Annotated in this window: 26 protein-coding genes; 15 read left to right on the forward strand and 11 right to left on the reverse strand. The window is 58.7% G+C overall.

The features are described 5' to 3' along the window. Window positions 1–10: 10 nt before the first annotated feature. The 5 genes from BUB72_RS12150 to BUB72_RS12170 are packed head-to-tail and all read left to right on the forward strand — an operon-like array spanning window position 11 to window position 3605. On the forward strand, window positions 11–475 hold the full coding sequence (locus tag BUB72_RS12150) for a RidA family protein (protein ID WP_073144108.1): 465 nt from the start codon (window positions 11–13) through the stop codon (window positions 473–475). Further along, window positions 472–1227: a glycerophosphodiester phosphodiesterase family protein gene (locus tag BUB72_RS12155; RefSeq protein WP_073144110.1), complete on the forward strand. Its 756-nt coding sequence runs from the start codon at window positions 472–474 to the stop codon at window positions 1225–1227. The genes BUB72_RS12150 and BUB72_RS12155 overlap by 4 nt, the downstream gene beginning before the upstream one ends. 30 nt (window positions 1228–1257) lie before the next feature. Continuing rightward, a complete protein-coding gene (locus tag BUB72_RS12160; protein WP_073144112.1) occupies window positions 1258–2463 on the forward strand; it encodes a GNAT family N-acetyltransferase in 1206 nt (401 codons plus the stop codon). Beyond that, on the forward strand, window positions 2460–2759 hold the full coding sequence (locus tag BUB72_RS12165; protein ID WP_073144114.1) for a 4a-hydroxytetrahydrobiopterin dehydratase: 300 nt from the start codon (window positions 2460–2462) through the stop codon (window positions 2757–2759). Before BUB72_RS12160 ends, BUB72_RS12165 begins: the two co-directional genes overlap by 4 nt. After that, a complete protein-coding gene (locus tag BUB72_RS12170) occupies window positions 2760–3605 on the forward strand; it encodes a mechanosensitive ion channel family protein (RefSeq protein ID WP_073144116.1) in 846 nt (281 codons plus the stop codon). A 12-nt stretch (window positions 3606–3617) separates the two neighbouring features. Here the strand turns inward: BUB72_RS12170 and BUB72_RS12175 are convergent, their stop codons facing one another. Continuing rightward, on the reverse strand, window positions 3618–4007 hold the full coding sequence (locus BUB72_RS12175; RefSeq protein ID WP_073144118.1) for an eCIS core domain-containing protein: 390 nt from the start codon (window positions 4005–4007) through the stop codon (window positions 3618–3620). A 152-nt stretch (window positions 4008–4159) separates the two neighbouring features. Then, window positions 4160–4648, reverse strand: a complete 489-nt coding sequence (locus BUB72_RS12180; RefSeq protein WP_073144399.1) for a peroxiredoxin — start codon at window positions 4646–4648, stop codon at window positions 4160–4162. A 79-nt stretch (window positions 4649–4727) separates the two neighbouring features. On the opposite strand from BUB72_RS12180, the gene BUB72_RS12185 reads away from it, so the two are divergent. The 4 genes from BUB72_RS12185 to BUB72_RS12200 are packed head-to-tail and all read left to right on the forward strand — an operon-like array spanning window position 4728 to window position 7331. Then, on the forward strand, window positions 4728–5930 hold the full coding sequence (locus BUB72_RS12185; RefSeq protein ID WP_073144120.1) for an NAD(P)/FAD-dependent oxidoreductase: 1203 nt from the start codon (window positions 4728–4730) through the stop codon (window positions 5928–5930). After that, window positions 5927–6487, forward strand: coding sequence for a 16S rRNA (guanine(966)-N(2))-methyltransferase RsmD (rsmD, locus tag BUB72_RS12190; protein WP_073144122.1), 561 nt, complete (start codon window positions 5927–5929; stop codon window positions 6485–6487). Before BUB72_RS12185 ends, rsmD begins: the two co-directional genes overlap by 4 nt. After that, window positions 6484–6990, forward strand: a complete 507-nt coding sequence (locus BUB72_RS12195) for a hypothetical protein (protein WP_073144125.1) — start codon at window positions 6484–6486, stop codon at window positions 6988–6990. The genes rsmD and BUB72_RS12195 overlap by 4 nt, the downstream gene beginning before the upstream one ends. Next, window positions 6987–7331 carry a hypothetical protein gene (locus tag BUB72_RS12200; RefSeq protein ID WP_073144126.1) on the forward strand — a complete coding sequence of 115 codons (345 nt, stop codon included), beginning with the start codon at window positions 6987–6989 and terminating at the stop codon, window positions 7329–7331. Before BUB72_RS12195 ends, BUB72_RS12200 begins: the two co-directional genes overlap by 4 nt. A 59-nt stretch (window positions 7332–7390) precedes the next feature. Here BUB72_RS12200 and BUB72_RS12205 read toward each other — a convergent pair whose 3' ends face one another. Next, window positions 7391–8416, reverse strand: a complete 1026-nt coding sequence (locus BUB72_RS12205; protein WP_073144129.1) for a TRAP transporter substrate-binding protein — start codon at window positions 8414–8416, stop codon at window positions 7391–7393. Window positions 8417–8612: 196 nt separating this feature from the next. On the opposite strand from BUB72_RS12205, the gene recQ reads away from it, so the two are divergent. The 6 genes from recQ (at window position 8613) to BUB72_RS12235 (ending at window position 14820) form a co-directional block, all read left to right on the forward strand. Continuing rightward, a complete protein-coding gene (recQ, locus tag BUB72_RS12210) occupies window positions 8613–10652 on the forward strand; it encodes a DNA helicase RecQ (protein WP_073144401.1) in 2040 nt (679 codons plus the stop codon). Window positions 10653–10698: 46 nt separating this feature from the next. Further along, window positions 10699–11481, forward strand: coding sequence for a peroxide stress protein YaaA (gene yaaA, locus BUB72_RS12215; protein ID WP_073144131.1), 783 nt, complete (start codon window positions 10699–10701; stop codon window positions 11479–11481). Window positions 11482–11610: 129 nt separating this feature from the next. Continuing rightward, window positions 11611–13095 carry an FAD-binding oxidoreductase gene (locus BUB72_RS12220; RefSeq protein WP_073144133.1) on the forward strand — a complete coding sequence of 495 codons (1485 nt, stop codon included), beginning with the start codon at window positions 11611–11613 and terminating at the stop codon, window positions 13093–13095. Window positions 13096–13099: 4 nt separating this feature from the next. Beyond that, window positions 13100–13507, forward strand: coding sequence for a hypothetical protein (locus BUB72_RS12225; protein WP_073144135.1), 408 nt, complete (start codon window positions 13100–13102; stop codon window positions 13505–13507). Beyond that, window positions 13504–14559: a hypothetical protein gene (locus tag BUB72_RS12230; protein WP_073144136.1), complete on the forward strand. Its 1056-nt coding sequence runs from the start codon at window positions 13504–13506 to the stop codon at window positions 14557–14559. Before BUB72_RS12225 ends, BUB72_RS12230 begins: the two co-directional genes overlap by 4 nt. Further along, on the forward strand, window positions 14560–14820 hold the full coding sequence (locus BUB72_RS12235) for a hypothetical protein (protein WP_073144138.1): 261 nt from the start codon (window positions 14560–14562) through the stop codon (window positions 14818–14820). 51 nt (window positions 14821–14871) lie between these two features. Here BUB72_RS12235 and BUB72_RS12240 read toward each other — a convergent pair whose 3' ends face one another. The 8 genes from BUB72_RS12240 to BUB72_RS12275 all read right to left on the reverse strand — a co-directional run bounded on the left by BUB72_RS12240 (window position 14872) and on the right by BUB72_RS12275 (window position 25867). Further along, complete coding sequence (locus BUB72_RS12240) at window positions 14872–15492, reverse strand: hypothetical protein (protein WP_073144140.1); 621 nt, start codon at window positions 15490–15492, stop codon at window positions 14872–14874. A 90-nt stretch (window positions 15493–15582) separates the two neighbouring features. Beyond that, the gene (locus tag BUB72_RS12245; protein ID WP_073144143.1) at window positions 15583–16854 is read right to left on the reverse strand and encodes a tetratricopeptide repeat protein; all 1272 of its coding nucleotides are present in this window, start codon (window positions 16852–16854) and stop codon (window positions 15583–15585) included. A 143-nt stretch (window positions 16855–16997) separates the two neighbouring features. Next, a complete protein-coding gene (gene typA / locus BUB72_RS12250) occupies window positions 16998–18815 on the reverse strand; it encodes a translational GTPase TypA (RefSeq protein ID WP_073144145.1) in 1818 nt (605 codons plus the stop codon). Window positions 18816–18954: 139 nt separating this feature from the next. Next, window positions 18955–19191, reverse strand: coding sequence for a hypothetical protein (locus BUB72_RS12255; protein ID WP_073144148.1), 237 nt, complete (start codon window positions 19189–19191; stop codon window positions 18955–18957). A 44-nt stretch (window positions 19192–19235) separates the two neighbouring features. Beyond that, window positions 19236–21380: a HEAT repeat domain-containing protein gene (locus BUB72_RS12260; protein WP_073144150.1), complete on the reverse strand. Its 2145-nt coding sequence runs from the start codon at window positions 21378–21380 to the stop codon at window positions 19236–19238. 70 nt (window positions 21381–21450) lie between these two features. Further along, window positions 21451–24126, reverse strand: a complete 2676-nt coding sequence (locus tag BUB72_RS12265) for an arsenate reductase (azurin) large subunit (RefSeq protein WP_073144152.1) — start codon at window positions 24124–24126, stop codon at window positions 21451–21453. Window positions 24127–24138: 12 nt separating this feature from the next. Beyond that, window positions 24139–24726, reverse strand: coding sequence for an arsenate reductase (azurin) small subunit (locus BUB72_RS12270; RefSeq protein WP_073144154.1), 588 nt, complete (start codon window positions 24724–24726; stop codon window positions 24139–24141). A gap of 16 nt (window positions 24727–24742) precedes the next feature. Beyond that, complete coding sequence (locus tag BUB72_RS12275; RefSeq protein ID WP_073144156.1) at window positions 24743–25867, reverse strand: cytochrome-c peroxidase; 1125 nt, start codon at window positions 25865–25867, stop codon at window positions 24743–24745. Window positions 25868–25870: the final 3 nt, after the last annotated feature.

Below are 25870 nucleotides of genomic sequence, written 5' to 3' on the forward strand. Positions count from 1 at the left end.
GGAGATCACCATGTCACATTACGAAACCCGCCTTGCCGAACTTGGCGTCACTCTGCCCGACGCCCCTGCGCCTGCCGCCAATTATGTGCCAAGCGTTATCGTTGGCGACACGGTGTATATCTCCGGCCAGATCAGCCAGAACGACGACGGGTTCATCACCGGAAAAATCGGTGCAGACCTGACCGTCCAGCAAGGTACCGCAGCCGCCCGCACCTGCGCAATCTCGCTTCTGGCGCAACTGAAAGCCGCCTGCGGCGGTGACCTGAGCCGCCTTGTGCGTGTGGTGAAGCTGACCGGATTTGTGAACTCCACACCCGATTTCACCGAGCAGCCGAAGGTTATCAACGGCGCGTCGGATTTCCTTGTCGAAGCACTGGGTGACGCTGGAAAACACGCCCGCTCCGCCGTGAGTGCTGGTGCGTTGCCCTTTAACGTCGCCGTCGAGATCGAAGGCATTTTCCAGATCAAAACATGACCCTGCCCGCCGCGTATTTTGCACGTCCAATCACCCATCGGGGGTTGCACGACCGCTCCAAGGGCGTGATCGAAAACTCCATGTCGGCCTTCAAGGCCGCCATCGACGCGGGCTACGGGATCGAGCTGGACGTTCAACAGTCTTTCGATGGGCAGGCGATGGTGTTTCATGACTACGACATGGCGCGCCTGACGGGTGAAAGTGGCCCGATCCAGACCCGCACCGCCGAGACCATACGGGGCATGACGCTCAGCAAAAGCCACGACACAATCTTCGACCTGCCCGCCGTGCTGGACCTGATCGACGGGCGTGTTCCTGTACTCATCGAGGTGAAGGATCAAGACGGCGCGATGGGTCCGAATGTGGGCCCATTGGAACGCGCCGTGGCCGATGCGTTAGACGGCTACCGTGGCGACGCAGCGGTCATGTCTTTCAACCCGCATTCTACCAGAATGATGTCAGAACTCAGCCCCAACCGGCCCCGCGGACTGGTTACAGACCCCTTTAGACCGTCCAACTGGGCGCCATTGTCACCCAAGATTTGCAGGCGGTTGCGCGACATTCCTGACTATGGCTGGAGCACGGCCTCCTTCATCTCGCATAAAGCCGCCGACCTTCGCCGACCCCGTGTGGCGGAACTGAAGGCCAAGGGCGCACAGATCCTCTGCTGGACGATCAAATCACAGGCAAAGGCGGATAAGGCGTTGGAAATCGCGCAGAACATCACCTTCGAGGGGTTCATCCCCGCTTGACCCTGCATCTTGAAGGCCCATCTTTCAGTCATGCATGACGGGACCGATGATAAGGCGGAGACGCAGGTAGAGATCAGCGTCATCGCGAGCCTCACGCAGATTGATGCTGCCGACTGGGACGCCTGTGCGTGCCCCGAGGCGGGGGAAGGTCGTGCTATTGATCCGTTCACCACGCATCGGTTTCTGCTGGCATTGGAACGCTCCGGCTCTGTTGGCGCTGGCACGGGGTGGCAGCCGCAATACCTGCTCGCCCGCCAGAACGGCACGCTGATCGGCGCGGCACCGCTCTATGCCAAAAACCACTCGCAGGGCGAATACATCTTCGACCACAATTGGGCGCATGCCTTCGAGCGGGCGGGCGGGAACTACTACCCCAAGTTGCAAATGGCTGTTCCGCACACCCCCGCCACAGGGCGCAGGCTGCTGGTAAAGCCCGGATACGAGGCCGTGGCGCAATCTGCGCTGGTGCAAGGTGCGGTGCAACTGGCGTCGCAAAACCACGTCTCCTCCCTGCACATCACGTTTTGCACCGAGGACGAGGCCGAAGTAGGCGCACAGATGGGCCTGATGCCAAGACTCAGCCAGCAGTTCCACTGGGTGTCGAACGGGTACAAAACCTTCGACGATTTCCTTGCCTCGCTGTCGGCGCGTAAACGCAAGAACATCCGCCGCGAACGCGCGCAAGCGGCGAAGTTTGGCGGCACCATCCACGCGCTAACCGGCGACCAGATCCAGCCTGAACACTGGGACGCCTTCTGGCTGTTCTACCAAGATACCGGCGCGCGAAAATGGGGGACGCCCTACCTCACCCGCGCGTTCTTTGACGAGGCACAGGAGGTTCTGCGCGACGACATGGTTTTGCTACTGGCAGAACGTGACGGGCGGTACATCGCGGGCGCGCTGAACTTCATCGGGCGCGACACCCTCTATGGTCGCTACTGGGGCTGCATCGAGGACCACCCCTGCCTGCATTTCGAGCTGTGCTATTATCAAGCCATCGACTGGGCGATCACCCACGGGTTGACCCGCGTCGAGGCAGGTGCGCAAGGCGCGCACAAACTGGCACGGGGGTATTTGCCGGTCGCCACCCACTCGCTGCACTGGATTGCCGACGAGGGATTTCGCGACGCGGTGCAGCAGTTCCTTGATGCAGAACGCGCGGCCATCGACGAGGATATCGAGATTATGACCGAATACGGCCCGTTCAAGAAATCTGACCAAAAGGTGGACCCATGACCGACGCCCTCAGCGACGACGCCCGCAAAACCGACCTTCAGGAGCTGTTGCAAAACGGCTGGGAAACGCATCCCGACCGCGATGCCATCACAAAAACCTATAAATTTCGGAACTTTATCGACGCATTCGGGTTTATGTCCCGAGCCGCCATTCATGCGGAAAAGCTGAACCACCACCCAGAGTGGTCCAATGTCTACAACAAAGTGGCGGTCACCTTGATCACCCATGACGTAGACGGCATTTCCCCGCTGGATGTGAAACTGGCTCGGATTATGGACCGACTGCGAGAGAGTTAAGTGGAAGAGTTACTGAAGACCGAAATCTGGAACGGCAAAAGCATTGCCGATTATCTCACCCTCGACATGATGGTTTCCGTCATTGGCAGTATCGCCAGCGCAATCGCCATTCTGGTGATCGCGTTGCTTGTGTCCGGCTGGATCAGCCGCCGTATTCGCGGCATTGGCGAGAACCACGCCAAGCTGGACGACACCCTGTTTAATTTCCTGTCGAACATCGCCCGCTATGTAGTGATGGCCTTCGCGATCCTGTTCGTGCTGAACACGTTTGGTATCCAGACCACCTCCATGGTCGCGGCGATTGGTGCCGCTGGCTTGGCGATCGGTTTGGCCTTGCAAGGTACCCTGTCGAATGTCGCGGCGGGTGTGATGCTGATCCTGTTCCGCCCGATCAAGGTCGGCGACTTTGTCGAGATCAACGACAAAAGCGGAACGGTGAAGGATGTTACCCTGAACTTTGTCGAGATGGCGTCGCTGTCGAACACGCAGGTCATCGTTCCCAACTCGGAAGTCTGGGGCAACACGATCACAAACTATTCCGTCTACCCGACCCGCCGCGCGGAATGGACCTTCGGCGTCGGCTACGGCGTCAATCTGGCGAAGGCCGAACAAGTCATCCGCGACACCATCATGGCCGACGAACGTGCCCATGCCGACCCGGAGCCGTTCATTCAGGTGACCAATCTGGGTGGCAGCTCGGTCGATTTTCTGGTGCGGGTCTGGTGCGACCGGACCGAGTATTTCGCTTTCAGGGCCGACATGACCCGCAAGGTGAAAGAGGCGCTGGACGAGGCGGATATCGACATCCCGTACCCCACACGCACGATTATCTCGGAAGCTTCCTGACCCCGGAAAGGTTCAGAGTGACGCCCGCTGCAAGTGATCGCAAACTATGGTGACAGTTTCGCCGGACGCGGCCCGCTCGGGTGTCATCAGCTTGCCCTGATAGCTCGCGGCGACGCCACCCTGAGGGTTGGTCGCGCTGATGGTCACCATGCGCCCGACAGACCCCCGCAACTTTTGCGCCGCAGCAGGACCCAGATCGGCCGTCTTGACGCTTACCGCAACACGGCCAACCCCAACCATTTGCTGAGCGGTATGTGTCAATTCGTGAGCGAGGAGTTTGCGTGGGGCCGCCTTCGTATTGGCTTTACTGGACACTCCCTGCAATTCCGAGAAACTTGCGATCTGGGCTCCGTCAATGGAGAGCGAAAAATGTGCGGCCGAAACTGGAGTTTTGATGTGCATGGAATAAACGCTTTCTAAAAATATATGGCGTCACCCTATCACAAAACGGCCATATGCCCAATAACAAGCTGGCCGCGCTGCCCTCCACGCGCCCGCAGGTACGTGCGACAAGCAGGTAAAGGCCCCGCCAATCCGGCAGGGCCTTGGAATTTTTAAAGACTGGCGAGCAGCGCTTCGCCGCCGGACACTTCGCAAGTACCAGGGTTTTCCTCGGCTTGCAGCACCTTCACCACACCGTCCTCGGCATACATCGCGTAGCGTTTGGAGCGGGCGATCAGACCCGCTGGCGGTGCGTCAAAATCCATGCCTATGGCCTTGGTGAACTCGGACCCTGCGTCGGACAGCATTGTCAGGCCAGCGTCAGAAGCCCCCGTCGCCTCGCCCCATGCCTTCATCACGAACGGGTCGTTGACCGACACGCAAACGATCTCGTCCACGCCTTTGGCGTCAAAATCGTCCTTGGTCCGGATGAAGCTTGGCACGTGGGCGGAATGGCAGGTCGGGGTATAGGCCCCCGGCACGGCAAAGATCACAACCTTGCGGCCTTTGGTAAGGCTCGTCAGGGACACCGCTTCCGGCCCCTCTGCACCGAGGCGGATAAGGTTTACGTCGGGCAGTGTGTCGCCGGTAGAAATAGCCATGTCGTTTTCCCTGATTGAGTTCTGGTTACCCATGCATATAGGTTCATACCGAACGCTAGACCAGAAAAAGGCAGTCTGCATGAGCCATATTATCGTGATCGGGGCAGGGCAGGCCGGATCATCCCTGACAGCCAAGTTGCGCAACTCGGGCTTTGACGGGGACATCACGCTGATCGGGTCGGAAACCGTGCCACCCTACCAACGCCCGCCACTGTCCAAGGCCTATTTGTTGGGTGAAATGGAGAAAGAGCGCCTGTTCCTGCGCCCCGAACAATTCTACGCGGATCAGAACATCACCCTGCGCCTTGGCGCACCCGTGACCGCCATTGACCGCGCGGCCAAGACGGTCTCCGTCGCGGGCGAGACGCTCGAATACGACCAACTCGTGCTGACCACCGGCTCCAACCCACGCCACCTGCCCGCCAGCATTGGCGGTGCGTTGCACGGCGTACATGTCGTGCGCAGCCTGGATGATGTGGACGCCATGGGAGCCGAAATGGCCCCCGGCAAACGCGCCTTGATCGTCGGTGGCGGATATATCGGACTAGAAGCCGCCGCCGTGGCCTCCAAGATGGGGCTGACGGTCACCGTGATCGAGATGGCCGACCGCATCCTGCAACGGGTCGCGGCCCCCGAGACCTCCGGCTACTTTCGCAAGCTGCACGAAGCACATGGCGTCGATATTCGGGAAAGTGTCGGGCTGGACCGCTTGCTGGGAGAGTCCCATGTCAGCGGTGCCAAGCTGACCGATGGCAGCCATATCGACGTAGATATGGTGATCGTCGGCGTCGGCATCACACCGGGTGACGCACTTGCGGCGGACGCGGGTCTGACCATTAATAACGGCGTTGAGACCGACGCCCATGGCCGCACTTCCGACCCCGATATCTGGGCCGCCGGCGACTGCGCCTCCTTCCCTTGGCAAGGCGGGCGCATCCGTCTGGAGTCGGTGCAAAACGCCATCGACCAAGCCGAGCTTGTGGCCGAAAACATCATGGGCGCAGGCAAGGATTACATGCCGATGCCGTGGTTCTGGTCCGACCAATACGACGTCAAATTGCAAATCGCGGGGCTGAACACCGGCTACGACAAAATCGCCGTGCGCCACATCGATGATGCGGTGTCCTACTGGTATTACAAGGGCGACAAACTGCTGGCCGTCGATGCGATGAACGACCCGCGCAGCTACATGATCGGCAAGCGTCTGATCGAGGCGGGCAAAAGCCCCTCGGCGGATTTGGTCAGCGACCCTGACACCGACATGAAGGCCCTGCTCAAGTGAGGATCATCGGCGGCATCCACCGCTCGGTCGCCCTCACGCCCGTTGGCAAGGGCGACGAGGCGGGCCACCTGCGCCCCACCACCGACCGCATCCGCGAAAGCCTGTTCAACGTGCTGGCGGGCGGGCGCTTTGGTGACCCCGTAAACGGCGCACGGGTGCTGGACCTGTTCGCTGGCACCGGCGCGCTTGGCTTGGAAGCCTTGTCACGCGGCGCTAGTCAGGTCTGCTTTATCGAAAAGGGGCGCGCGGGCTACAAAATCCTCAGCAAGAACATAGCCAAGCTCCGCGCGGGCGAGGTCACCAACGCGCTCACATGGGACGCCACCCGCCTGCCCGCGAACCCCTACAAGCCCTTCGATCTGGTGTTTCTCGACCCGCCCTATGGCAAGGCACTTGGCCCCGCAGCGCTCACCAATGCCAAGGCGCAAGGCTGGATCGCCGACGACGCGCTGATCATCTGGGAAGAAGAAACCCCGCAATCCGCGCCCGAGGGTTTCGTGGTGCTGGAAAGCAAAAAATATGGCTCCACCCACATCACGTTTCTGGAACCCGCATGACGCCGGTCACGTTCTCTTTCGACTGGAAGGATGTGAACCAAGCGGTCGCCTCCAAAGCACTGTCCGCTAATTTCAATCCAAAATGGTGGCAAACCTTTGGTTTACTGTTTGGCGGCGCAGCCGTCGCGGCCTTGGTAGATCGGGCATTGTCGTCCTCCAACGGTGCTGCTGGCCTCTTCGGCTTTTTAGTCGGAGTCTATGCGTGCATTGCATGGAGCGCGCTTCGCTATAGAAAGATGGCCGCAGGTATCCGAAACTCCCCCTCGCGACTTGGCGGGGTCACCGTGACGCTGGAGCAAGACGGCTACCGCGTCCACACCGCCAGAACCGAAAACTGGGCGGCATGGAGCACCGTGTCAGCCATCAAGCCGGTGAAAAATATGATCGTGCTGGCCATTGGCGACGTCGAATATATGCCAATTCTCGATACAGCCCTGCCCGATAGCTTAAGCCGGAAGGACATGGTTTCGCTTCTGGAAAACCTCACCGGATTGACGGCATGACCGACACCCCCGATCATTTCTGCCCCGGTTGTGGTGTCGCCCGAAAAAGCTTCCCGCGCTACGCTTGGCACTTCTGCAACGACTGCTGCGAACAAGCGACCGATGGCAGCGGGCGACAGGTGGAATGCACCAATGTCAGCATGTCGGGTGGCTTCCAATGGCGGTATGTCGGGACGGGTGACTGGACAACCTGCCGTGGTCTTTACTGCTACATTCTAAATCGCGACGTGTATCTCACCGAGGCGCGCTTTGGTGGCATCGTGGCGCAACCGTTGCTTTCGCGGTATCGCGCGACGGACACCGAAGGCCTGTTCAAATCCATCGACATTCGCAAAGACTAACGAAAAAGCCGCCCCGAAATTCGGAGCGGCTGGGTAATCTCACTAGCGACATTGGGTAATTACTGACCTTCAGCAACAAACGCTTTGGCATCTTCAACGAGGGCCGCGCCATCAAGGCCTTTTTCTGTCGCTTCAACGATCCACTCGGCAGTGACTTCTTCGCCAAGCGCCATGATGCGGGCCGTTTCTTCCTCGGACAGAACCCCGATTTCGTTGCCGTCAGCGGTCATCACCTGCTTGCCGACCACGTCGCCCTCGTCATGGGCGCGACCGGCCCAAGCGGATGCGAATTCGCCGGAATTGGCGTCGATTATAGCCTTCAGATCGGCGGGCAGGCTGTCGTACTTGTCCTTGTTCATCGCCCAGATGAAATACAGGTTATACAGCGCCTGATCACCTGCTACATCCGTGTGGCTATCTGTCAATTCGTCCAGCTTCAGCGACGGCGACATTTCCCATGTAATCACGCCACCATCCACGACACCTTTAGACAGCGCCTCGGGGAAGGCCGGCACAGGCATGCCAATCGGAGTTGCCCCCATTTTATCAAGCAACAGCGTTGCAGGGCGCGACGGGCCGCGCAGTTTCAGACCCTTGAAGTCCTCGACCTTTTTGATCGACGGGCCTTTCTTGTGCACGATCCCCGGACCGTGCATGTGGGCCGCGATAAGGTGAACGTCCTTGAAGTCGTCCATCAGGTATTTCTGGGTAAATTTCCAAGCCGCCACCGATGCGGCCTCGCCGGATTTGGTGGTCATGAAGGGCAGCTCCATCGCCTCCGCCTCGGGGAAGCGACCGGGCTGGTAGCCGGGGATCACCCAGCCGCCATCCACCGCACCGTCGCGGATCAGGTCATACTGGTTCGGCGCTTTGCCACCCAACTGCATGAACGGGTACAGCTCCACTTTGATGCGGCCATCCGAGTCCTTCTCGATCTTGTCCGCCCATGGCTGCATGAAATAGGTCGGGTTCGCTGATTTCGGCGACACGAAGTGCTGGAAACGCAATGTCACGTCCTGTGCGAAGGCCGTCGAGGCGCTTGCCATGGTGAAAAGGGCGAAAGTCGTGGTTTTGAGAAAGGTCATCTTAAGACCTCCTTTTGCAAGATCGGTTGGCGAAGCATTAGCTGCATCGCAGAAAATATGTAAGCAGAGATACTCTTATTGCAAGTCATTCGCAAAAACTTCTTCTAGATGTAGTGGTCACAGGGATTGTTTGCACAAGTAAAATATGGGAGTTTCGGTCAAAATCGAGCAAATGACAAAAACAGGCGACACCTCCATGCAAGACCCGCAAACGCTGCTGGCCGATATATTCGGATTCGACGCCTTCCGTGCCGGCCAACGCGACATTGTGGATGCCGTTTGCGCAGGAAAGAACACGCTCGCCATCATGCCCACAGGTGGCGGCAAGTCCCTGTGCTTCCAACTGCCTGCGCTGGCACGTGACGGGCTAACCGTGGTGATCTCACCGCTGATTGCCCTGATGCGCGATCAGGTCCGCGCCATGCGGGCGGCGGGCGTGCAGGCCGGTGCGCTCACCTCAGGCAACACCGAGGAAGAGACCGACATGGTCTTCGACGCGCTGCACGCGGGCACCCTGAAACTGCTCTACATCGCCCCCGAACGCCTCGCCTCTACCGGCACGCGCGACATGCTGACCCGTGCCAATTGCACCATGATCGCCGTGGACGAGGCACATTGCGTCAGCCAGTGGGGCCACGACTTCCGACCCGATTACCTGCGCATCGGCGAGCTGCGCCGCGCCTTGAACGTCCCCCTCGCTGCCTTCACCGCGACAGCCGACGCCGAAACCCGCGAAGAAATCGTCATCCGACTGTTTGACGGGGTGCAGCCCGAAACCTTTATGCAGGGCTTCGACCGTCCCAACCTGAATCTCGCGTTCGAGGTCAAGGACGGCCCCCGTCGCCAGATCCTCGACTTCGCCGCCGCGCATCGCGATCAGGCGGGCATCGTCTATTGCGGCACCCGCGCCAAAACCGAAACGCTGGCCCAAGCCCTGCGTGAGGCAGGCCATTCCGCCTGTTTTTATCACGGCGGCATGGACAAGGACGACCGCCGCGAGGTGGAGCGCCGGTTCAACCAAGAAGACGGCCTCATCGTTGTCGCCACCATCGCCTTTGGCATGGGCGTCGACAAACCCGATATCCGCTGGGTCGCCCACGCCGATCTGCCAAAATCCATCGAAGGCTACTATCAGGAAATCGGCCGCGCAGGCCGCGACGGCACCCCTGCCGACACGCTGACGCTTTACGGCCCAGACGACATCCGCTTCCGCCGCCAGCAAATCGACGAGGGCCTTGCCCCCGACGACCGCAAAGCCGCCGACCACGCCCGCCTGAACGCGCTGCTCGGACTGGCCGAGGCGCTTGAATGCCGCCGCAAACCCCTGCTGGAATATTTCGGCGATACCGATATCACCTGCGGCAACTGCGATCTGTGCGACAAGGCCCCCGACACGTTCGACGGCACCGTCGCCGTGCGCAAGGCACTGTCCGCCATCCTGCGCACCGGCGAGTATTTCGGCGCAGGCCACCTGATCGACATCCTCTTGGGCAACTCCACCGACAAGGTGCAGGCGCGCGGTCACGACCAACTGCCCACTTTCGGCATTGGCGGGGAATACGACAAACGCGGCTGGCAGGCGGTGTTCCGGCAGATGATGGGCCGCGACCTGATCCGCCCAGACCCGTCCCGCCACGGCGCGTTCCGCATGACCGAGGCCGCTCGTCCGATTCTGCGCGACGAGGCCACGATCACGCTGCGCAAAGATACCATCAAGAAGGGCGCGAACCGCCCCGCCGTCAAAACGCTTGTCTCGGACGAAGATGCGCCGCTGCTCTCCGCCCTCAAGGCCAAACGCCGCGCCTTTGCCGAGGCGGCCCGCGCGCCCGCTTATGTGATCTTCAACGACAAGACCCTGATCGAGATGGCCGAAACCCGCCCCGCCGATCTGGACGAATTCGCCCGCATCTCCGGCGTTGGGGCCAAGAAGCTCGAAAGCTTCGGCGCGGCCTTTCTGGAAATCATCAACGGCGCGCCAACCCCAGAGTTGCACCCGACCCGCCGCAAGCTGGCAGGCCGCGACAGCGGCGCGCTCTACGACCAACTACTAGAGGCGCAAGCCAATCTCTCCCGTGGCCCCGAGGGCTACGACAAACCCCTCAGTTGCTCCGCCTCCTTGATCGCGAAGGTGGCCGAGATAAAGCCAAGCGACCCCAACTCCATGGCCCGCCTTCTGGGCGATCGCCGCGCGGAGCGTTTCGGCGAGGCATTCCTGAATGTGCTGAAAGCCTCTTGAGGCCAGCGCCTAGCCGACTACATTGCCTCCCAAAGGAGACCGCCCCATGCTGACAGTCATTTCGCCCGCCAAGAAACTGGATATGTCCGCTGTCGACATCACCCCGACCCTGCCGGAGTTCCAGACACAGGCAAACGAATTGGCAAAGGTGGCCCGTAAGCTGTCCGTCAATGATCTGCGCAAGCTAATGGACATCTCCGAAAATCTGGCGACGCTGAACCGAGACCGCTTCCGCGATTTCGCCGATGCCAGCACGCCCGAAAATGCCAAAGCCGCGATGTATATTTTCGCGGGCGACACATACACGGGGCTGGAGGCCAAAAGTCTAGACCAAGACGAAGTCACCTTCGCCCAAAACCACCTGCGCATCCTGTCGGGTCTCTACGGCCTGTTGAAGCCCCTCGACGCGATCCAGCCCTACCGCTTGGAAATGGGCAGCCGCCTGAAAACACAGCGCGGCAAGTCGCTCTATGACTACTGGGGCAGCACCATCAGCGAGGCGCTGAACGCACAGGCCGAACAAGTGCAAACCGACACGCTCATCAACTGCGCCAGTCAGGAATATTTCGGCGCGGTGAAGCCCGACGCGTTGACGCTGAATGTCGTCACCCCGCAATTCTACGAGGACAAACCCGGCGGCCCAAAGATCGTCAGCTTCTATGCCAAGCAGGCCCGTGGCGCGATGGCGCGGTTCATCATCCAGAACCGCCTGACCAAGCCAGAGCAAATCCGCGACTTCGACACCGGCGGCTATGCCTACCAGCCGGATCAATCCACACCGGACCGCCCTGTCTTCCTACGCGCCGAGGCGCTCGCCAAGGCCTCCTAGTTCGCCAGCGGGTGGCAACGCATCTTTTGCCAAACAGATAGAATCTGCTTAATCTGCCGATATCCGTTACAAACTCCGCGGAAATTTCAATGACGGGGTCGAAACAGAAGACGGGGCAGAGGACACCAGATGAGCAATACAAGACGCGCATTCCTGCTCGGCACCGGCGCATTGGCTGGCGCTTATGCAACCCGCAAGTATTACACCACGCCCGATCCGTCCGGTCGTCTGCTTGGTGGCGTCTCGAACGATCCGCTTGTCCTCAATGACGCCTCCGAGCTGTCACCAACGCGGGTGGCCAAACATCTCACGCTCACTGACCGGTTCGAGACCCCGCAGATCGACGCGCTCAGGGCCGAGTTGGCCGACGCCAAACAAGCGGGCCGCCCCGTCATAGCCTCCGCTGCGCGCCATTCGATGGGCGGGCAAAGCATGGCCGTTGCTGGCACCACGATCACCATGGACCACGACTGGATCGAGATGGACAAAACCGCGCTCACCTATCGCTGCGGCGCTGGCACCCGCTGGTCGACCGTGATCGCCAAGCTGGACGCGGAAGGGTTCTCTCCCGCCGTCATGCAGTCCAACAATGATTTCGGCGTGGCCGCTACGTTTTCGGTCAATGCTCATGGCTGGCCAACGCCCTATTCCGGCATGGGCTCTACCGTCGTCAGCCTGCGCATGATGCTGGCCGACGGGTCTTATATCAACTGCTCTCGCGACGAGAATGCCGACATCTTCTTTGCCGCAATGGGCGGCTACGGGCTGTTTGGCGTGATCACCGACATGACCGTCAAGATGGTGTCCAACTCCCGCCTGCAACCGACCTTCGAGAAGATGGACGCCGAGCTGTTCGGCCCCCGCTTCGTGCAAGCCGTCAAGGGAGAGACCGGCGTACAAATGGCCTATGGTCGCCTCGACGTCAGCAAGGATCGCTTTTTCGAGCGGGCGATGATGATCACCTACCGCCCAACTCAGGATCAAAGCGACCTGCCCCCCGCCCCCGGATCGGGCTTCATGTCCAAAGCGGCGCGGTCGGTCTTCCGCGCGCAGCTCGGCTCCGACAGCGCCAAGCATCGTCGCTGGTGGTTCGAGTCCGGCCTTGGGCCATGGATCGGCGGCGGCGAGGTCACCCGCAACACGTTGCTGAACGAGCCAGTCATCACGCTGGACGACCGCGACGACACCCGCACCGACATCCTGCACGAATACTTCATCGCACCCGACAAATTCGCAGGCTGGATACACGCCTGCCGCGAGGTGATCCCCTCAAGCTACCAAGAGCTGCTCAACATCACGCTGCGCTATGTCGCCCAAGACGGCGAAAGCTGGCTCAGCTACGCCCCCGCCGACCGCATCGCCTGCGTGATGCTGTTCTCTCAGGAGAAAACCCATCGCGGTGAGGAGGACATGAAGCGCATGACGCAGGAACTGATCGACCGCACGCTCGATCTGGGCGGCAGCTATTACCTGCCCTACCGCCTTCATGCGCGCCAAGACCAGATCATCAAGGCCTATCCCGGCCTACGCCCCTTCGTGGCCAAGAAGCGCGCCATGGACCCCACCAACCTGTTCCGCCATGCGATGTGGGACACATATATGGCAAGGGGTTAGCCCGATGACCACATTGCGCCTGATCACACTCGGCTACTTTGTCTCGCTGCTTATCGCGGCGTCGCTGAACTACCTGCCGATACCCGGCATCATCGACGACCAAGGCTACGCCTTCGGCATCTTCGCGCTCGATGTGTTCGACGACCTGCTGCACGTCGCCTCCGCCCTGTGGGCGCTCGCCGCCGCGCTGATCTCGCACCGCGCCAGCCGCATTTTCCTGACCTATTTCGGCGCTTTGTACTTTGCTGACGGCCTGCTCGGCCTTGCCACAGGTTCCGGCTTTCTGGACGCGGGCATCCTGATCTACGGTTTCTATGAATACCCCAGCTTCCTGATCAAGCTCGCCGCCAACATCCCGCACTTGTTCTTAGGTGGCTTCGCCCTCGCCGCCGACTATTTCGGCCGCAAATGAAGCGCCTGCTCAAATGGCTCGGGCTGGCGTTTCTGGCGCTGATCTTGCTGATCGCCACCCCAATCGCCTACACCGAAACCATGTGCCGCGGCACCCCGCTGGAACAGGCCGAGGCTAGATACATCACCGACCCCGCATGGCAACGGGCTGAGGCCCGCACCTATCTGACCTACCCTGAGTGGCACATCGTCTACGCCTATGAGGGTTACGCCGAGGTCCTGAAACGCGCCGACCCGCACAACTTCCCCTATACCAACGCTATCATCGGCTTCTGGTCGTCCCTCTGCGCCTTGACCCAAAAGGCAGATGAGCTGGGCAAGGCAGGCACCGATGCCAAGCTGACGATCTACACCATCGGCGCCAGCTTCACGCTGGAGATGCTGTTCAAAGCCGCCTACGAGGAAACCATCGGGCGCGTCGCGTCATGGACCTCCGACACCTCGCCGCAAGATAAGGTCGAGATGGCAATGGCCGCCGATTACGCCACATTCCTGCAGGAAATCCCGTGGTACAAGTACGACTTCGACGCATGGTACGCCAAGCTCATGGCCGCGCCCACCGAAGGGGTCCGCTCCCACGAGCGCCGCATCGCACTCGGCATCGAATGGAAAGCCAAGGCGGCCTATGCCCGCCTCATCGCCAAGGCCGCAGGCGCGGTGGGTGTGGACGAGCTTACCATGCGCATCGCCATCCAAGGCGTCACGCCCGATGATCTGACGGCCTATCCCGAGATCACCGTGATCTCCAACGAAGGCGGCATCATCATCGCCGAAGCCCCCCGCTACCGCACCTTCACCAAACTCGTCGAAAAGCTCCTCTTCGACTACAGTCAGGCCCGCATCTTGGAAATCGCGGGCAATGACGACATCCTTATCAGCCTCGACGCCCGCGCAAATCCTGTGCTCCGTGACGATCTGAACGTGCTGTCCATCACCAATCGCGTTGGCTTTTACGAGCGAACCCGCGTGCTGGTTGCGATGAAAGTCAACCAGTTGCATACGCTCACCCCCACATTGAAGCTGAGCGCGCTAGAGCACATATATGACTACTAGATGCGCCCGTTCCTGATCATATGCACCCTCGCCGTCGCATGGGTCGCCTTGGCCCTCGGCGCCATGCTCACGGGCACAATCGCCACGGCGGCGGTCCCCAAAGGCACCCGCATCCCCGCGAATGTCGCGATCATCGGCACCGCCCCCGGCTTGCTCATTCTACGCAGCGATGATCCGGACTACGTGAGCAAACTATACCAGGCAGGCGCGGCCTTCGTGTTGCCCGCCCGTCGCAAGACCTGCCTCGAGCTGCAACGCTGAAGACGCATGGCAAACCCCTGTTTCCATTTGGTCAAAAATACTCAAATTCCGTCAGCAGCCGAAAAACCCGCAATCGCGATATTTCAGAACCGCTTCAAACGTCTTCGGCAAGGTGCCAGACGGCTGGATAATCTCCAGCGTCGGGATCACAAGCTCCACCGTCGTGCCATCCGCAGAAATCGTCCCGTTGGAGCTTTCCACTTCCAGCGCGCGGAACCGCATGACAATCTCGGACCCTTCCAACCCACCGGTGATCATTCCGAACATCGGGTTGCTGGCGTCAAGTTCGTCCGGCTTGCCTTCGATGTTTTCAAAGTCCAGCGGCAGGCTGATCTTCATCCGCTCGTCATCCAGCCGCACAAACTCCATCTCGCCAAAGAACGGGTCTTCGGTTTTGGCCTTCTCGGCTTCCTTCATGGCGTCGTCGATGGTCATGGTCTCGGTGGTCCGGCAGGACACGCTTTCCGGTGTCTCAACCTTCTCGGAGTCCGGCGGGCAAAGCCCTGCCCCCTGCTCCCCCATCATCTGCATCATATCGAACAGCTGACGCCCCAGCACCATCGTGGTGTCGGCGGTAATGATCTCGTCCTCGCCGATCGTAACCTCGGATTCGACATCAAGACAGGCGGCCAGTGGCAACATCAAAATCAGGGCAAGTCGGTGTAGGCGCATTGTGAAACTCCAAAAAACAATGCGGCCAGTTTGCCCGACATTAAGCCCGTTGAAAAGAACGTGCGTGAAGGCGGCCTGCAGCGACGCAAATCAAAGCCCGAGGACCGCGTTGCCAATCGCGGCCTGGGGGCGGTGCATGGCCAATTGCCGGCGCGCTTCGTCGTGACGTCCCAGTCGCAGTAAGACCCCGATCGACGCATATTCAATCAGATCGCGTTGCGCACGACTTCCCCCCAGCCGCGCATGATCCCACATCGCCTTGGTCAAATAGTCGTTCGCCGTAGACCAGTTCTGATCCGCAATAGCCCTGAACGCCTCCGCCAGATAGCGCACTATATCTGCGGCGGGGCCCTTGGCGCCGATAATGATGCGCTCTAGCGCCTCTGACCGTCCGGCCATCGCGTAGGCAAGTGCCGCGTGTGCATCCGCGAACCCCAACCGCGGTTGTGGGAATTTCGCGGCGGCATAGTCACAAACGACCTGCCAGCGCCTCTTAGGAACCTCGACGCCCGACAGTTCGGCGCGGTAGAGGACGGCGGCCAGATCAACCATCACGTTGAGTGGAGGCCCCCACGCCCCGCTGGGGTCGATATCGCGGTCTACCACCCGCCACATCTCATCTGTGTCACCGCGCGCCAACGCCCACAGCGCGATGTGCCACGCGATATGGCAGTGCATTTGCCCCTCTTTCTCGTAAGAGCTTTGCCAGTCGGTGATAAACACATATCCGGCGTCGGTTTGGCCGGTCTCATAGTAAAGATGAGACCGGAAATGGGCACCATGAGCATTTCGCGGATTCGCCGTCAGGGATTTGTCGATGCTGATCTCTGCGCGATCAAACTGCCCCACCTCAACCTGTGCAAAGCCCAAAAGACCTTGAAACCACCAATCGTCGCCGTAATGCGGCGCTAGAATTTCCGCCATTGCAAGGTTGTCCGCCTCCCGCCCGGGCTGTCCGCTGAACCCGATCAAACTCAGAACGCCAAGGCAGGCCTGTGCGACAAGCACGTCGCGGGGATAGTCGCGCAGTTGCTCGCGGGCGGCATCGTAGGCGGCGGTGCTTCGGCCCGCGACCAATAACCCGACGATATGGATCTGCCGTTGCTCGCGGTCGGTCAACGGCCTGCCGCACTTCTGTGCCGCATCTAGGGCCGCGCGTGCGCCTTCAACGTTTCCAATAAGCTGACGGTAGCGGGCCAGAACCGCGTAAGGCAGGGCAAAATCGGGGTCTTCGCGGTTGGCCAAAGTGAGTGCGGCTTCCACCCCGGTTCCGGCACCAAGGAACAGATCAAGCCCTGAAACATACGCGTCCCGCGCAGCTTGGGAATCGGTAGACACTGGGTTTTCGTAGCGGTCCTTCATTGGGTGTACCTTCGCTGGACGCCGCCAAGATACATTAAAACGCGCGATTTGTCTGCCCAGCGACTTACACCATCCAAGGCTCCTGCAACGGAAAAGGCCCCGGCATTTCTGCCGAGGCCTCACATCAAGTTATCGGAGTGACCTTAAGCCGAGCGCGACGCGCGTTTGCGCTCGTGCGGGTCAAGGTGACGCTTGCGCAGACGGATGGCGTTCGGGGTGACCTCGACCAGTTCGTCATTGTCGATATAGGCAATCGCCTCTTCCAGCGACATGCGCACTGGTGTGGTCAGACGCACCGCTTCGTCAGTGCCGGAGGCCCGCACGTTGGTCAGCTTCTTGCCTTTCAGCGGGTTCACTTCCAGATCGTTCTCACGGGAATGCTCCCCGATGATCATGCCCTGATACAGCGCTTCTTGCGCGCCGATGAAGAACTTGCCACGGTCTTCAAGGTTGAAGATCGCATAGGCCACGGACACGCCGCTTTCCATCGAGATCAGAACCCCTGCACGACGGCCCGGAATTTCGCCCTTATGCGGCGCCCATTCGTGAAACACGCGGTTCAGAACGCCTGTCCCGCGCGTGTCGGTCAGAAATTCCCCGTGGTAGCCGATCAGGCCACGCGACGGCACATGCGCGATAATGCGGGTCTTGCCGGCACCGGCAGGCTTCATCTCGGTCAGATCGCCTTTGCGAACGCCGGTCAGCTTTTCGATCACAACGCCCGAATATTCGTCATCCACGTCGACAGTGACTTCCTCGATTGGCTCGTGGCGCACGCCGTCAATTTCTTGAAACAGAACCTGCGGGCGGGAGATCGACAACTCAAACCCTTCGCGACGCATGTTCTCGATCAGAACGCCCATCTGCAATTCGCCACGACCGGCAACCTCGAAAGCGTCGCCACCGGGGGTGTCGCTGATCTTGATGGCGACATTGGACTCGGCTTCCTTCATCAGGCGGTCACGAATAACGCGTGACTGCACTTTCTTGCCGTCCTTGCCCGCCAGCGGGCTGTCATTGATCCCGAAGGTCACGGTAATGGTTGGCGGATCAATCGGCTGCGCAGGGATCGCTTCGCTCACTTCCACAGCGCAAAGCGTATCCGCCACGGTTGCCTTGGTCATACCGGCCAGCGAGACGATGTCACCGGCTTCAGCCACGTCGATAGGCTCTTGAGTCAAACCGCGCGCTGCCAGAATTTTTGTGGCGCGGAACTGCTCGACCTTGGTGCCGTCCAGCGACATTGCCTTAACAGTCTCACCGACTTTCAACGTGCCGGTTTCGACACGACCCGTCAGAAGACGGCCAATAAACGGATCGGCGCCCAAGGTGGTCGCCAGCATGCTGAACGGCTTGTCACGGTTTGCGACCTGCGCAGGGGCAGGCACATGCTCGACAATCAGGTCCATCAGGGCCGACAGGTCTTTGCGCGGGCCATCCAGCTCCATGTCAGCCCAGCCCGACCGGCCAGAGGCATACATCGACGGAAAGTCCAACTGATCGTCAGTCGCACCAAGGTTCGCGAACAGATCAAAACACTCGTCCAAAGCACGGTCAGGCTCGGCATCGCCCTTGTCTACTTTGTTCAAGACCACAATCGGACGCAGACCCAAGGCCAGCGCTTTTGAGGTTACGAATTTGGTCTGGGGCATCGGGCCTTCAGCCGCATCGACCAGCAGCACAACGCCGTCCACCATGGACAGGATGCGCTCCACCTCGCCGCCGAAATCCGCGTGGCCAGGGGTGTCGACGATGTTCATACGAATGCCTTTCCACTCAACCGAGGTGGCTTTGGCAAGAATCGTAATCCCGCGCTCGCGTTCCAGATCATTGCTGTCCATGGCGCGTTCGGCCACAGCCTGGTTCGCGCGGAAAGAGCCGGATTGCTTAAGCATTTCATCCACGAGCGTCGTTTTGCCGTGGTCAACGTGAGCGATAATCGCAATATTGCGAAGGTCCATTAGACTAACCTTGTAAGGAGTGTTTGCGCGCGACCTATCGCACTAAGGGCGCAATGGCTAGTAAAAAGGGGGATCAAGACACAAGCAGAGCACATGCCGGCCGGGTTGCAGTGTGCAGTTAGTGTTGAAAGGTCGGATTTTAGAAGCGGCTGGAAGCCCGAAGCGGACATTCAAGGATATAGCCTAGAACGCGGCGCTGTTCGTCGCGTATCTGTTCAGCAAGGCCTAATAGTGCTTGATTGCTTAGGCCATTCTTGCCTAATTCAACGTAGAACAATCCAGTGTCGTGGCCAAAGAATTGATCAGTATCAAAGAGAAGAAAGTCATCGGAAGGAACTGGCAGGCATTCTTGTGTGAAGGCCGTTACATTTTTCATTCATGTCCAATCAGCACAAAATCCTCTAACCTTGTTCGCCTAGGCTAGCCGTAGACTGGCCTTGATCGCGCCACTGCTTCGAGAAGCACATGGGCTCGTTTTGGCGAGATTTCAGTCTCTGCTAGAGCTTGAATGCTGAGAGTCAGAATTTCGTCGGATTTGCTGCAAGCATCCGCCAAAGTGTCGATGCGCTCTGCTTTCACCAAGGTGTCAAACACTAATGCAGCAAGACCGGTATCTTTCGACGCCAGAATTCTTTCGAGCGCGGCCACTCGCACGACCAATGTTGAATCACTTAGCGCTGTTATTGCCTCACCATCGGATGAGCAATGGCGCAAGGCAATTGCGCGCACAAGGGCATCCGGGTCCAACAATGCGCCCCTGAGCGCATGTGTGGTTTCCGGGGTCATCGCCAGAATATTTGCGGTAGCGGATCGAATGGCTGGATTTTCATCTGTAAGCCCAACCTCGATGTCGACCTCAGGTTGAGCGTTGAGTAGGCCCGCCTCTGCCCGCTGTTCAAGAGCGCGCCAAGCAGCGAGACGAAGGGCGTCATCTTCGCTTTCGCATGCGTCGAAAACGGCCGTTTCGATTGCCCGATCATTTGCGCGGCCAGCGATGCCAAGCGCGACCACACGCAGGTCGTCGGCAATAGCGTCTGGACCTTCGACGGGTCGGCGATGTTTGCGTTTGGCACCGGATTCTTCGGGCGTGTCTTCAGCAAGCTCTGCTTCCACGAACTGCGATTCCTCGCTTTGAAGCGCAGACAGAGTCGACTGCGCTGAATCGACCCCTTCACCCTTCTCTACTTCAACGATTTTTCCGTCACGCGAAATTTTGACATGTCCGCGAGGCGGAGTGTCAATCTTGGACATCGCTAGATCGGAGCCGTCTTCATCCACATGCGTCACAATCGCTTTGTCTGGGGACAACAATGTGCCGTCGATAGACATGGCCAATGCGTGGCCCGCAGATGAATCGCCGTCGTTGCACCGTTCCACCAATCGCGTCAGCGCAACCGTGCGAACTTGCTGAGTTTCATTGCTCAACAACGCGACCAGACGCTCGGTCGACGATGCGTCGTTGAGGTGTGCCAATGATGAGACGGCGGCAAGCCGCGCCTCCAGCGGGCGCGTGGTATCGCGGACCAAATCCAACAACGGCTCCAAAGCCATTTCGGGAGCGAGGCGTGGCAAGATTCGTGCCGCGGCAGTGGCCAAGCTGGACTTGCTGATGGAGACCCATGCTAAAACGTTAGCTATCAAACTGGCGTGAAGTTCGACATCAAGCGGTAATTGCACTTGATCCAGCGCTGCGGCTTGCACCAACTCGCTTGGATCCGAGAGTGATTTGACCACAATATCGGGGCGAGCCGCGGCAAAATGAGACAACGCCTCACATCGCAAATTTTCGTCCGGATCGTGCAGCGTCAATGCCTCAACGCGATCATCATCATTCTTCAGTAGTGGCAAGGCTAAACGCCTAACATCAGCAGCACTGTCCTTTACAATGACGTCAAGGTAATCGTGCAGGAGCTCCGAGCGCATGTTGGCCAAAGCCTCAAGTGCACGTTTGCGTCCGAGGCCTGTTTCCGTTTGCGCAATAGACAATAGCCAAACGGCTCCATCACTGCCCATAGCTGCCAGGGCGGCAAATACAGGGCCATCTAAGACTTGACCCTCTTCATCGTCGCGTGCGGCGAGGATGTCCTGAATGCTGCCCTTGGCATTCATTTCGCCCAATGCCTTGATCACCGCAACCTGCACATCCAGCCAATCATCCCAAGCATCACTGTCGTCTTCCCATGCCACGTCATCGCTGGCGCGTGAGGCTACAAGTTGGCGAAATATCGGGATCGACGCTGCGTCATTTAGCTTGGCCAAGGCCTGAATGGCTGCATGTTTGACTTCGCGCACGGGGTCTCCGCATAAGGATAGACGCAAGGTGTCTACCTCTTCCGGCTTGCCGCACAGCACCAAGGCGTCCATCGCATCCGTGCGCACGTCCGGGTCTTCGTCCAGCAGGCTGGCCAAAAGGGCATCGTGCACCCGATTGTCGTGAAGCCCAATGGCGGCAACTGCACGGACGGCGCCGGTGCGGATAACCTCGTTGCCATTGGATAGGTGCTCCAAGATTAAACGAATTGGGTCGAGATGATCTGTGGCGGGTATGGCGCTGTTGCCCAACATGAACGGCTCCTGTCTGCGATTATATTTTGGTCTGTCCGGCCTTGGTCGAGCCGGACAGATGCCGCGCAACTCAGGCTATGTCGCGCCGCGCAAACGACATTGACCGGAATTGGTTTTTGTATGGACTGACACCCATTTTCCGGACCTTACCGACGCCCATCTTGTAGTTGTAGTTGCCGCTGATCCAGTCAACGACACGTCCTGACAAAGCGTTTGCTGGCTGCGAAGTGTGCAAGAAATCCATGTAGCCAAGGTTCTCTTTGACCGCAGGGGTCACGATCGCCACGGCCGTAATCGACCCTTTCGTCAACTCCACATGGCCGTTTTTCAACAGCTCCGCAAAATCAAAATCGCTTCCTTCCACACCGACAATTGTATCGGTCTGAACAGGAATTCGGTCGGAATAAACCTGCACGTAGTCGCCACTTTCGATGCCACGCGCCTCGGCAACAGAAGGGTGGATTTCAATCCAGTTTTCCGGCCAGCGCTGCACAATATAGGGACGACGTCGGTCGTCATATCCCGATTGCCAACGCTCGTTAATGCGTCCCGAGGAAATCCAGATCTCGTCTTCGCGAGGCTTCATCCACTCCCAATAGCTCGAGAACAAATCCCAAGGCGCTTTTTGAATGTTGCACTTGCCGGTCTGGCTGTTGAAATGGGTCAACTTCTTGTTGAACACATTGGCCCCCTGAGGACCGGTATCTGGAAGAACGCGATTCACATCGTGCAGCCGTTTAGTTCCCTCCAAAGAGCCGTCTGGAAGCATCAAGACTGGGCCTTGAATGCCGTTCGTCCCGAATTCACCGAATTTTTCGTGCAGGGTCTTGCCTTCACGTTTCGCCGCAACGTGGACCATGTTGAAGTCTTTACGAGACCCGCGAGAGTGGCGCGCACCCTCTTCCAACACGTCGTTAGAGTCCTTCCAGTCGAACCCCTCAAAGCCCATCTTTTTGGCCAGATTGGCGATGATCCACCAATCGGGTTTTGCTTCGCCGGGGGCGTCGTAGAATTTGGGGTACAACCTCAGGCGACGTTCGCCATTTGCACGGGTGAAAGTTTCTTCTCCCCAACCCGAGGCCGGGAACACGATGTCCGCGTAGCGCGCACCGATCGGGTCGACCAGATAAATGTCTTGATTCCAAACAACCATACCGCCGCTATCAGCACGCCGCTTTAACGTGTCGATGATATCCTGCTTCTCGAAGCTCTGGACTTGATGCGGGTTGCGTGTCGTTAGCTCATCGAACTTGGCTTGCAACGATTGGCTGCCGCACATCGCTTGAACCCAAGTTGTACCTATGACGTGGGCTAGCCGTGTATGGCCGCTCATCAGGTAGCGGTCTGTGTCCATAGCGCGACGCCGCCGACCGGGCAGCTTTTCGGGTGACTTATTGCGAGGGTACCCACCACCGCGAAGACCACCACGCTGGTGACCGCCTGCACGCCCGATAACCTGACCGGGACGCCCGCCTGCACCAACCGCAATCCCCAGAGCGGAAATTGCTTGAGTGTTGCCAGTGTTATTGGACCAATAGAACCCTTTCTCGATCATGATCGAGGTTTTGGGGCGAGTGCCGTCCTCTTTGGGTTTGGCCATCCATTCGGCGGCAGTATATATTTTCTGCACATCGATTTGGGCAATCTCGGCGGCTTTCTCAGGAACAGTATAGTCCTGGGCTAACAGCCATTCTTTCCAATCCTCAAAGCCATCAGTCTGAAATTTGCCCCAAGTTGTGCGCCACTGCCACGGCGTGTTACGCGTGCCTTGACCAAAGCCGGACGAGCTTTCCCACTTGTTGTTCACCCATTTCTCGATCCATTCGTCATCCTGCCAGCCGTTTTCGACGATGACGCGGGCAATCGCCAAAACCACGGGCAAATCGGTGCCGGGCTGGATGTCCAGAACGATGCCGCCGTTCTTTTCAGCGAATGCCGTGCCCGCAGTTCGGCGTGGCAGCATGAAGATGGTTTTTTGACCTCCTTGGATGGCAGGCATGATGTAGTCGGTGAACAAGATTGTCTTGGATTCGTAGGGGTCCGTTCCGCACATCATCAGCGTATCAGCATCTGCCCAGTCGTCGTAGCTGGGTCCAAAATTATCGAACCCTGCATCCCTGAAGCCCGGTGTCGATGATACGTCGGAAGGTGTGTCATGAAATGTGAAGTTCGCGGTGTTAATATGGCGAAGCGCATATTTCGTGATGGCATATGTGTTCTCCATATACCCGTAAGAGAACGTCTTCACGCCGTAGGCGTTAGTGCCGTGTTTTTTGAGCACGTGGTTGCCAACCTCAGCAGCAATATCCAGTGCGAAGTCCCAAGTAACAGGCATCAGCACCCCGAACATACGCACCATTGGTGATTTTAGGCGGTCACGGGTCGGTGTCTGAGGGTTATAAACTTTCTGCGCCAGCGCACCGCCACGAATGGACGAATTCCCGGAATAATTCACGAAATCGGTGTCTTTGTCGGGAATGATTACGACGTGATGCGGCTCACCATTGTGGAGCACGATGTTGTGTTGGTTCGGCGCCACCCAAGCCCCCAAAGGAGACACTGGAAAATCTTCACCGAAGGCGTTCTGGTCGGCCGCCGGGCCACCATTGCGCCCGCCTGCAACGGGCCAGCGGTAAACCTTGTAACCGCAGGCAACGATACAGTAATCGCAGGCGGTAGAAATCACATCAGCGTCTGGTGGAGGCAACGGGATGGATTGTTCCGGCACATAATATGGTGTGGACATTGGTGTTCCTCCTCAACCTTGCAGATTGTCAAAACGGCCGTAGATCAGGCCAAACATGCCGACGGCGTAAATGTCGTCGCCATCCAATTCCAAAAGGACCTGTGGTAGCGATTGGTAAGCCTGACCGGAGATGAATATCCCGTGGCGAGTCAGATCAAAGGTGGTCAAGTGCAGCGGACAAGGCCCTAGCGCTTTGTCTGCGGCTTGATAGGTGCCTTGCAGCGGACCGCCTTGGTGGGTGCAGGTATAGTTGAAGGCCACAACATCCCTGTTTGGTCCCAGGCCTCCCCCGGCTTCCTTACCCAGCTTAACCAAAATGCTTTCAGCGTATTCCCCCGAGTCCGGATATTCGAAATCAAACGGTTCATCGACAACCAGCTCGCTTAGCTTCGCGATGAACTTGCGCTGATAGGTCGACACGACGGCTGGTGTTTGTGCCTGCGGCATGCCCGGAATGCCAACCATTACGACGGTTGTAGTGATGCCACTGGTCAGCAAAAACTGGCGACGGTTCATCAAGCAGTTGCGAGTACCTGCCTTCTCCGCTTCACCATTTTCGCCATTAATGGCAGCAGCGATTTTGGGATCAAGATCGTTCATTGGTCCTGTCTCCTGTTCAATTGTTGGCCGCGACGGGCAAAGGTTGCATTTCGGGCAGGTCTGGCTCGGTGGGCAAAATTTCATCCCCGCTCAAGCTTTCGAGGAAGGCCACCAGATCATTCACCTCGCTATCAGACAGGCCAAGCGGCTCAATCAGGGGTGATTTATTGTCGGCAAACTCGTTCTCACCGCCGCCTGCATTGTAGAATTCCACAACGTCGTGCAGCGTCTCAATCATGCCGTTATGCATGTAGGGATAGGTGTATTTGGTATAGCGCAGGCTTGGCGTGCGGAACTTGCCCTTGTCGGATTTCTGCTTGGTGCGGAAATAGAGACCTGGATCGTCCTTGGTCGTCCGATACATTTCCTCGGTGGATCCTTTGGCCAAAAGTTCGAACCGGAACGTGATCTGCGCGATGGCATCATCCTGCCAGCCGTCATAGGCGGGAACGCCAAGATTATGATAGCTTTCATCGGTCAGTAACGGGCCAGAATGACAGGCAATGCATTTGGCTTTACCGACAAACAGATCCAAGCCGCGTTTTTGCGCGTCATCCAGCGCGTCATCGTCTCCGTCCATGTAGATATCGAACGGTGTGTCCGTTTGCACGATCGAGCGCTCATAGGCAGCGATCGCCATATAAGCATGCCGGACATTGGGCCAGTCATCGCCAAAAACCTCTGCGAAGGCTTTGCGGTATTCAGGCACAAAGGCAAGGCGCGCTTCCATCATGTCGTCTTCGCCATTGCCCGCGACGCCGCCGCGTGCGGCTGAACGCGCCTGATGTTCAAGCGATCCGGACGAACCAGCCCAAAACAGCTTGCCGTAGTAAGCTGAATTTACAATTGTCTGGCTATTGCGCCAGTGTGTCGTCCCGGGATAGCCAAAGCTAATTTTATCCTGAATGGCCCAACCGGCATCAGGAAGGTGGCACGACGAACACGGCATAGCGTTGTTGCCTGAAAGGATTGGGTCAAAGAACAGTTTCTCACCCAAAGCGATCTTTTCTGGGGTCATGGCGTTGTCTGCCGGAATTGGTGGTGGGCCAAGAGCGGCCAAACCCTCGGGTCGATCTTGAGCCATTATGGCGGTAGCCGTCAAAGTGGTCAGGCCAAAGGCGAATGCGGTTAAGTGTTTCATGGT

Origin of the sequence: Litoreibacter ascidiaceicola (assembly GCF_900129235.1) — a bacterium.
GTDB classification, from domain to species: domain Bacteria; phylum Pseudomonadota; class Alphaproteobacteria; order Rhodobacterales; family Rhodobacteraceae; genus Litoreibacter; species Litoreibacter ascidiaceicola.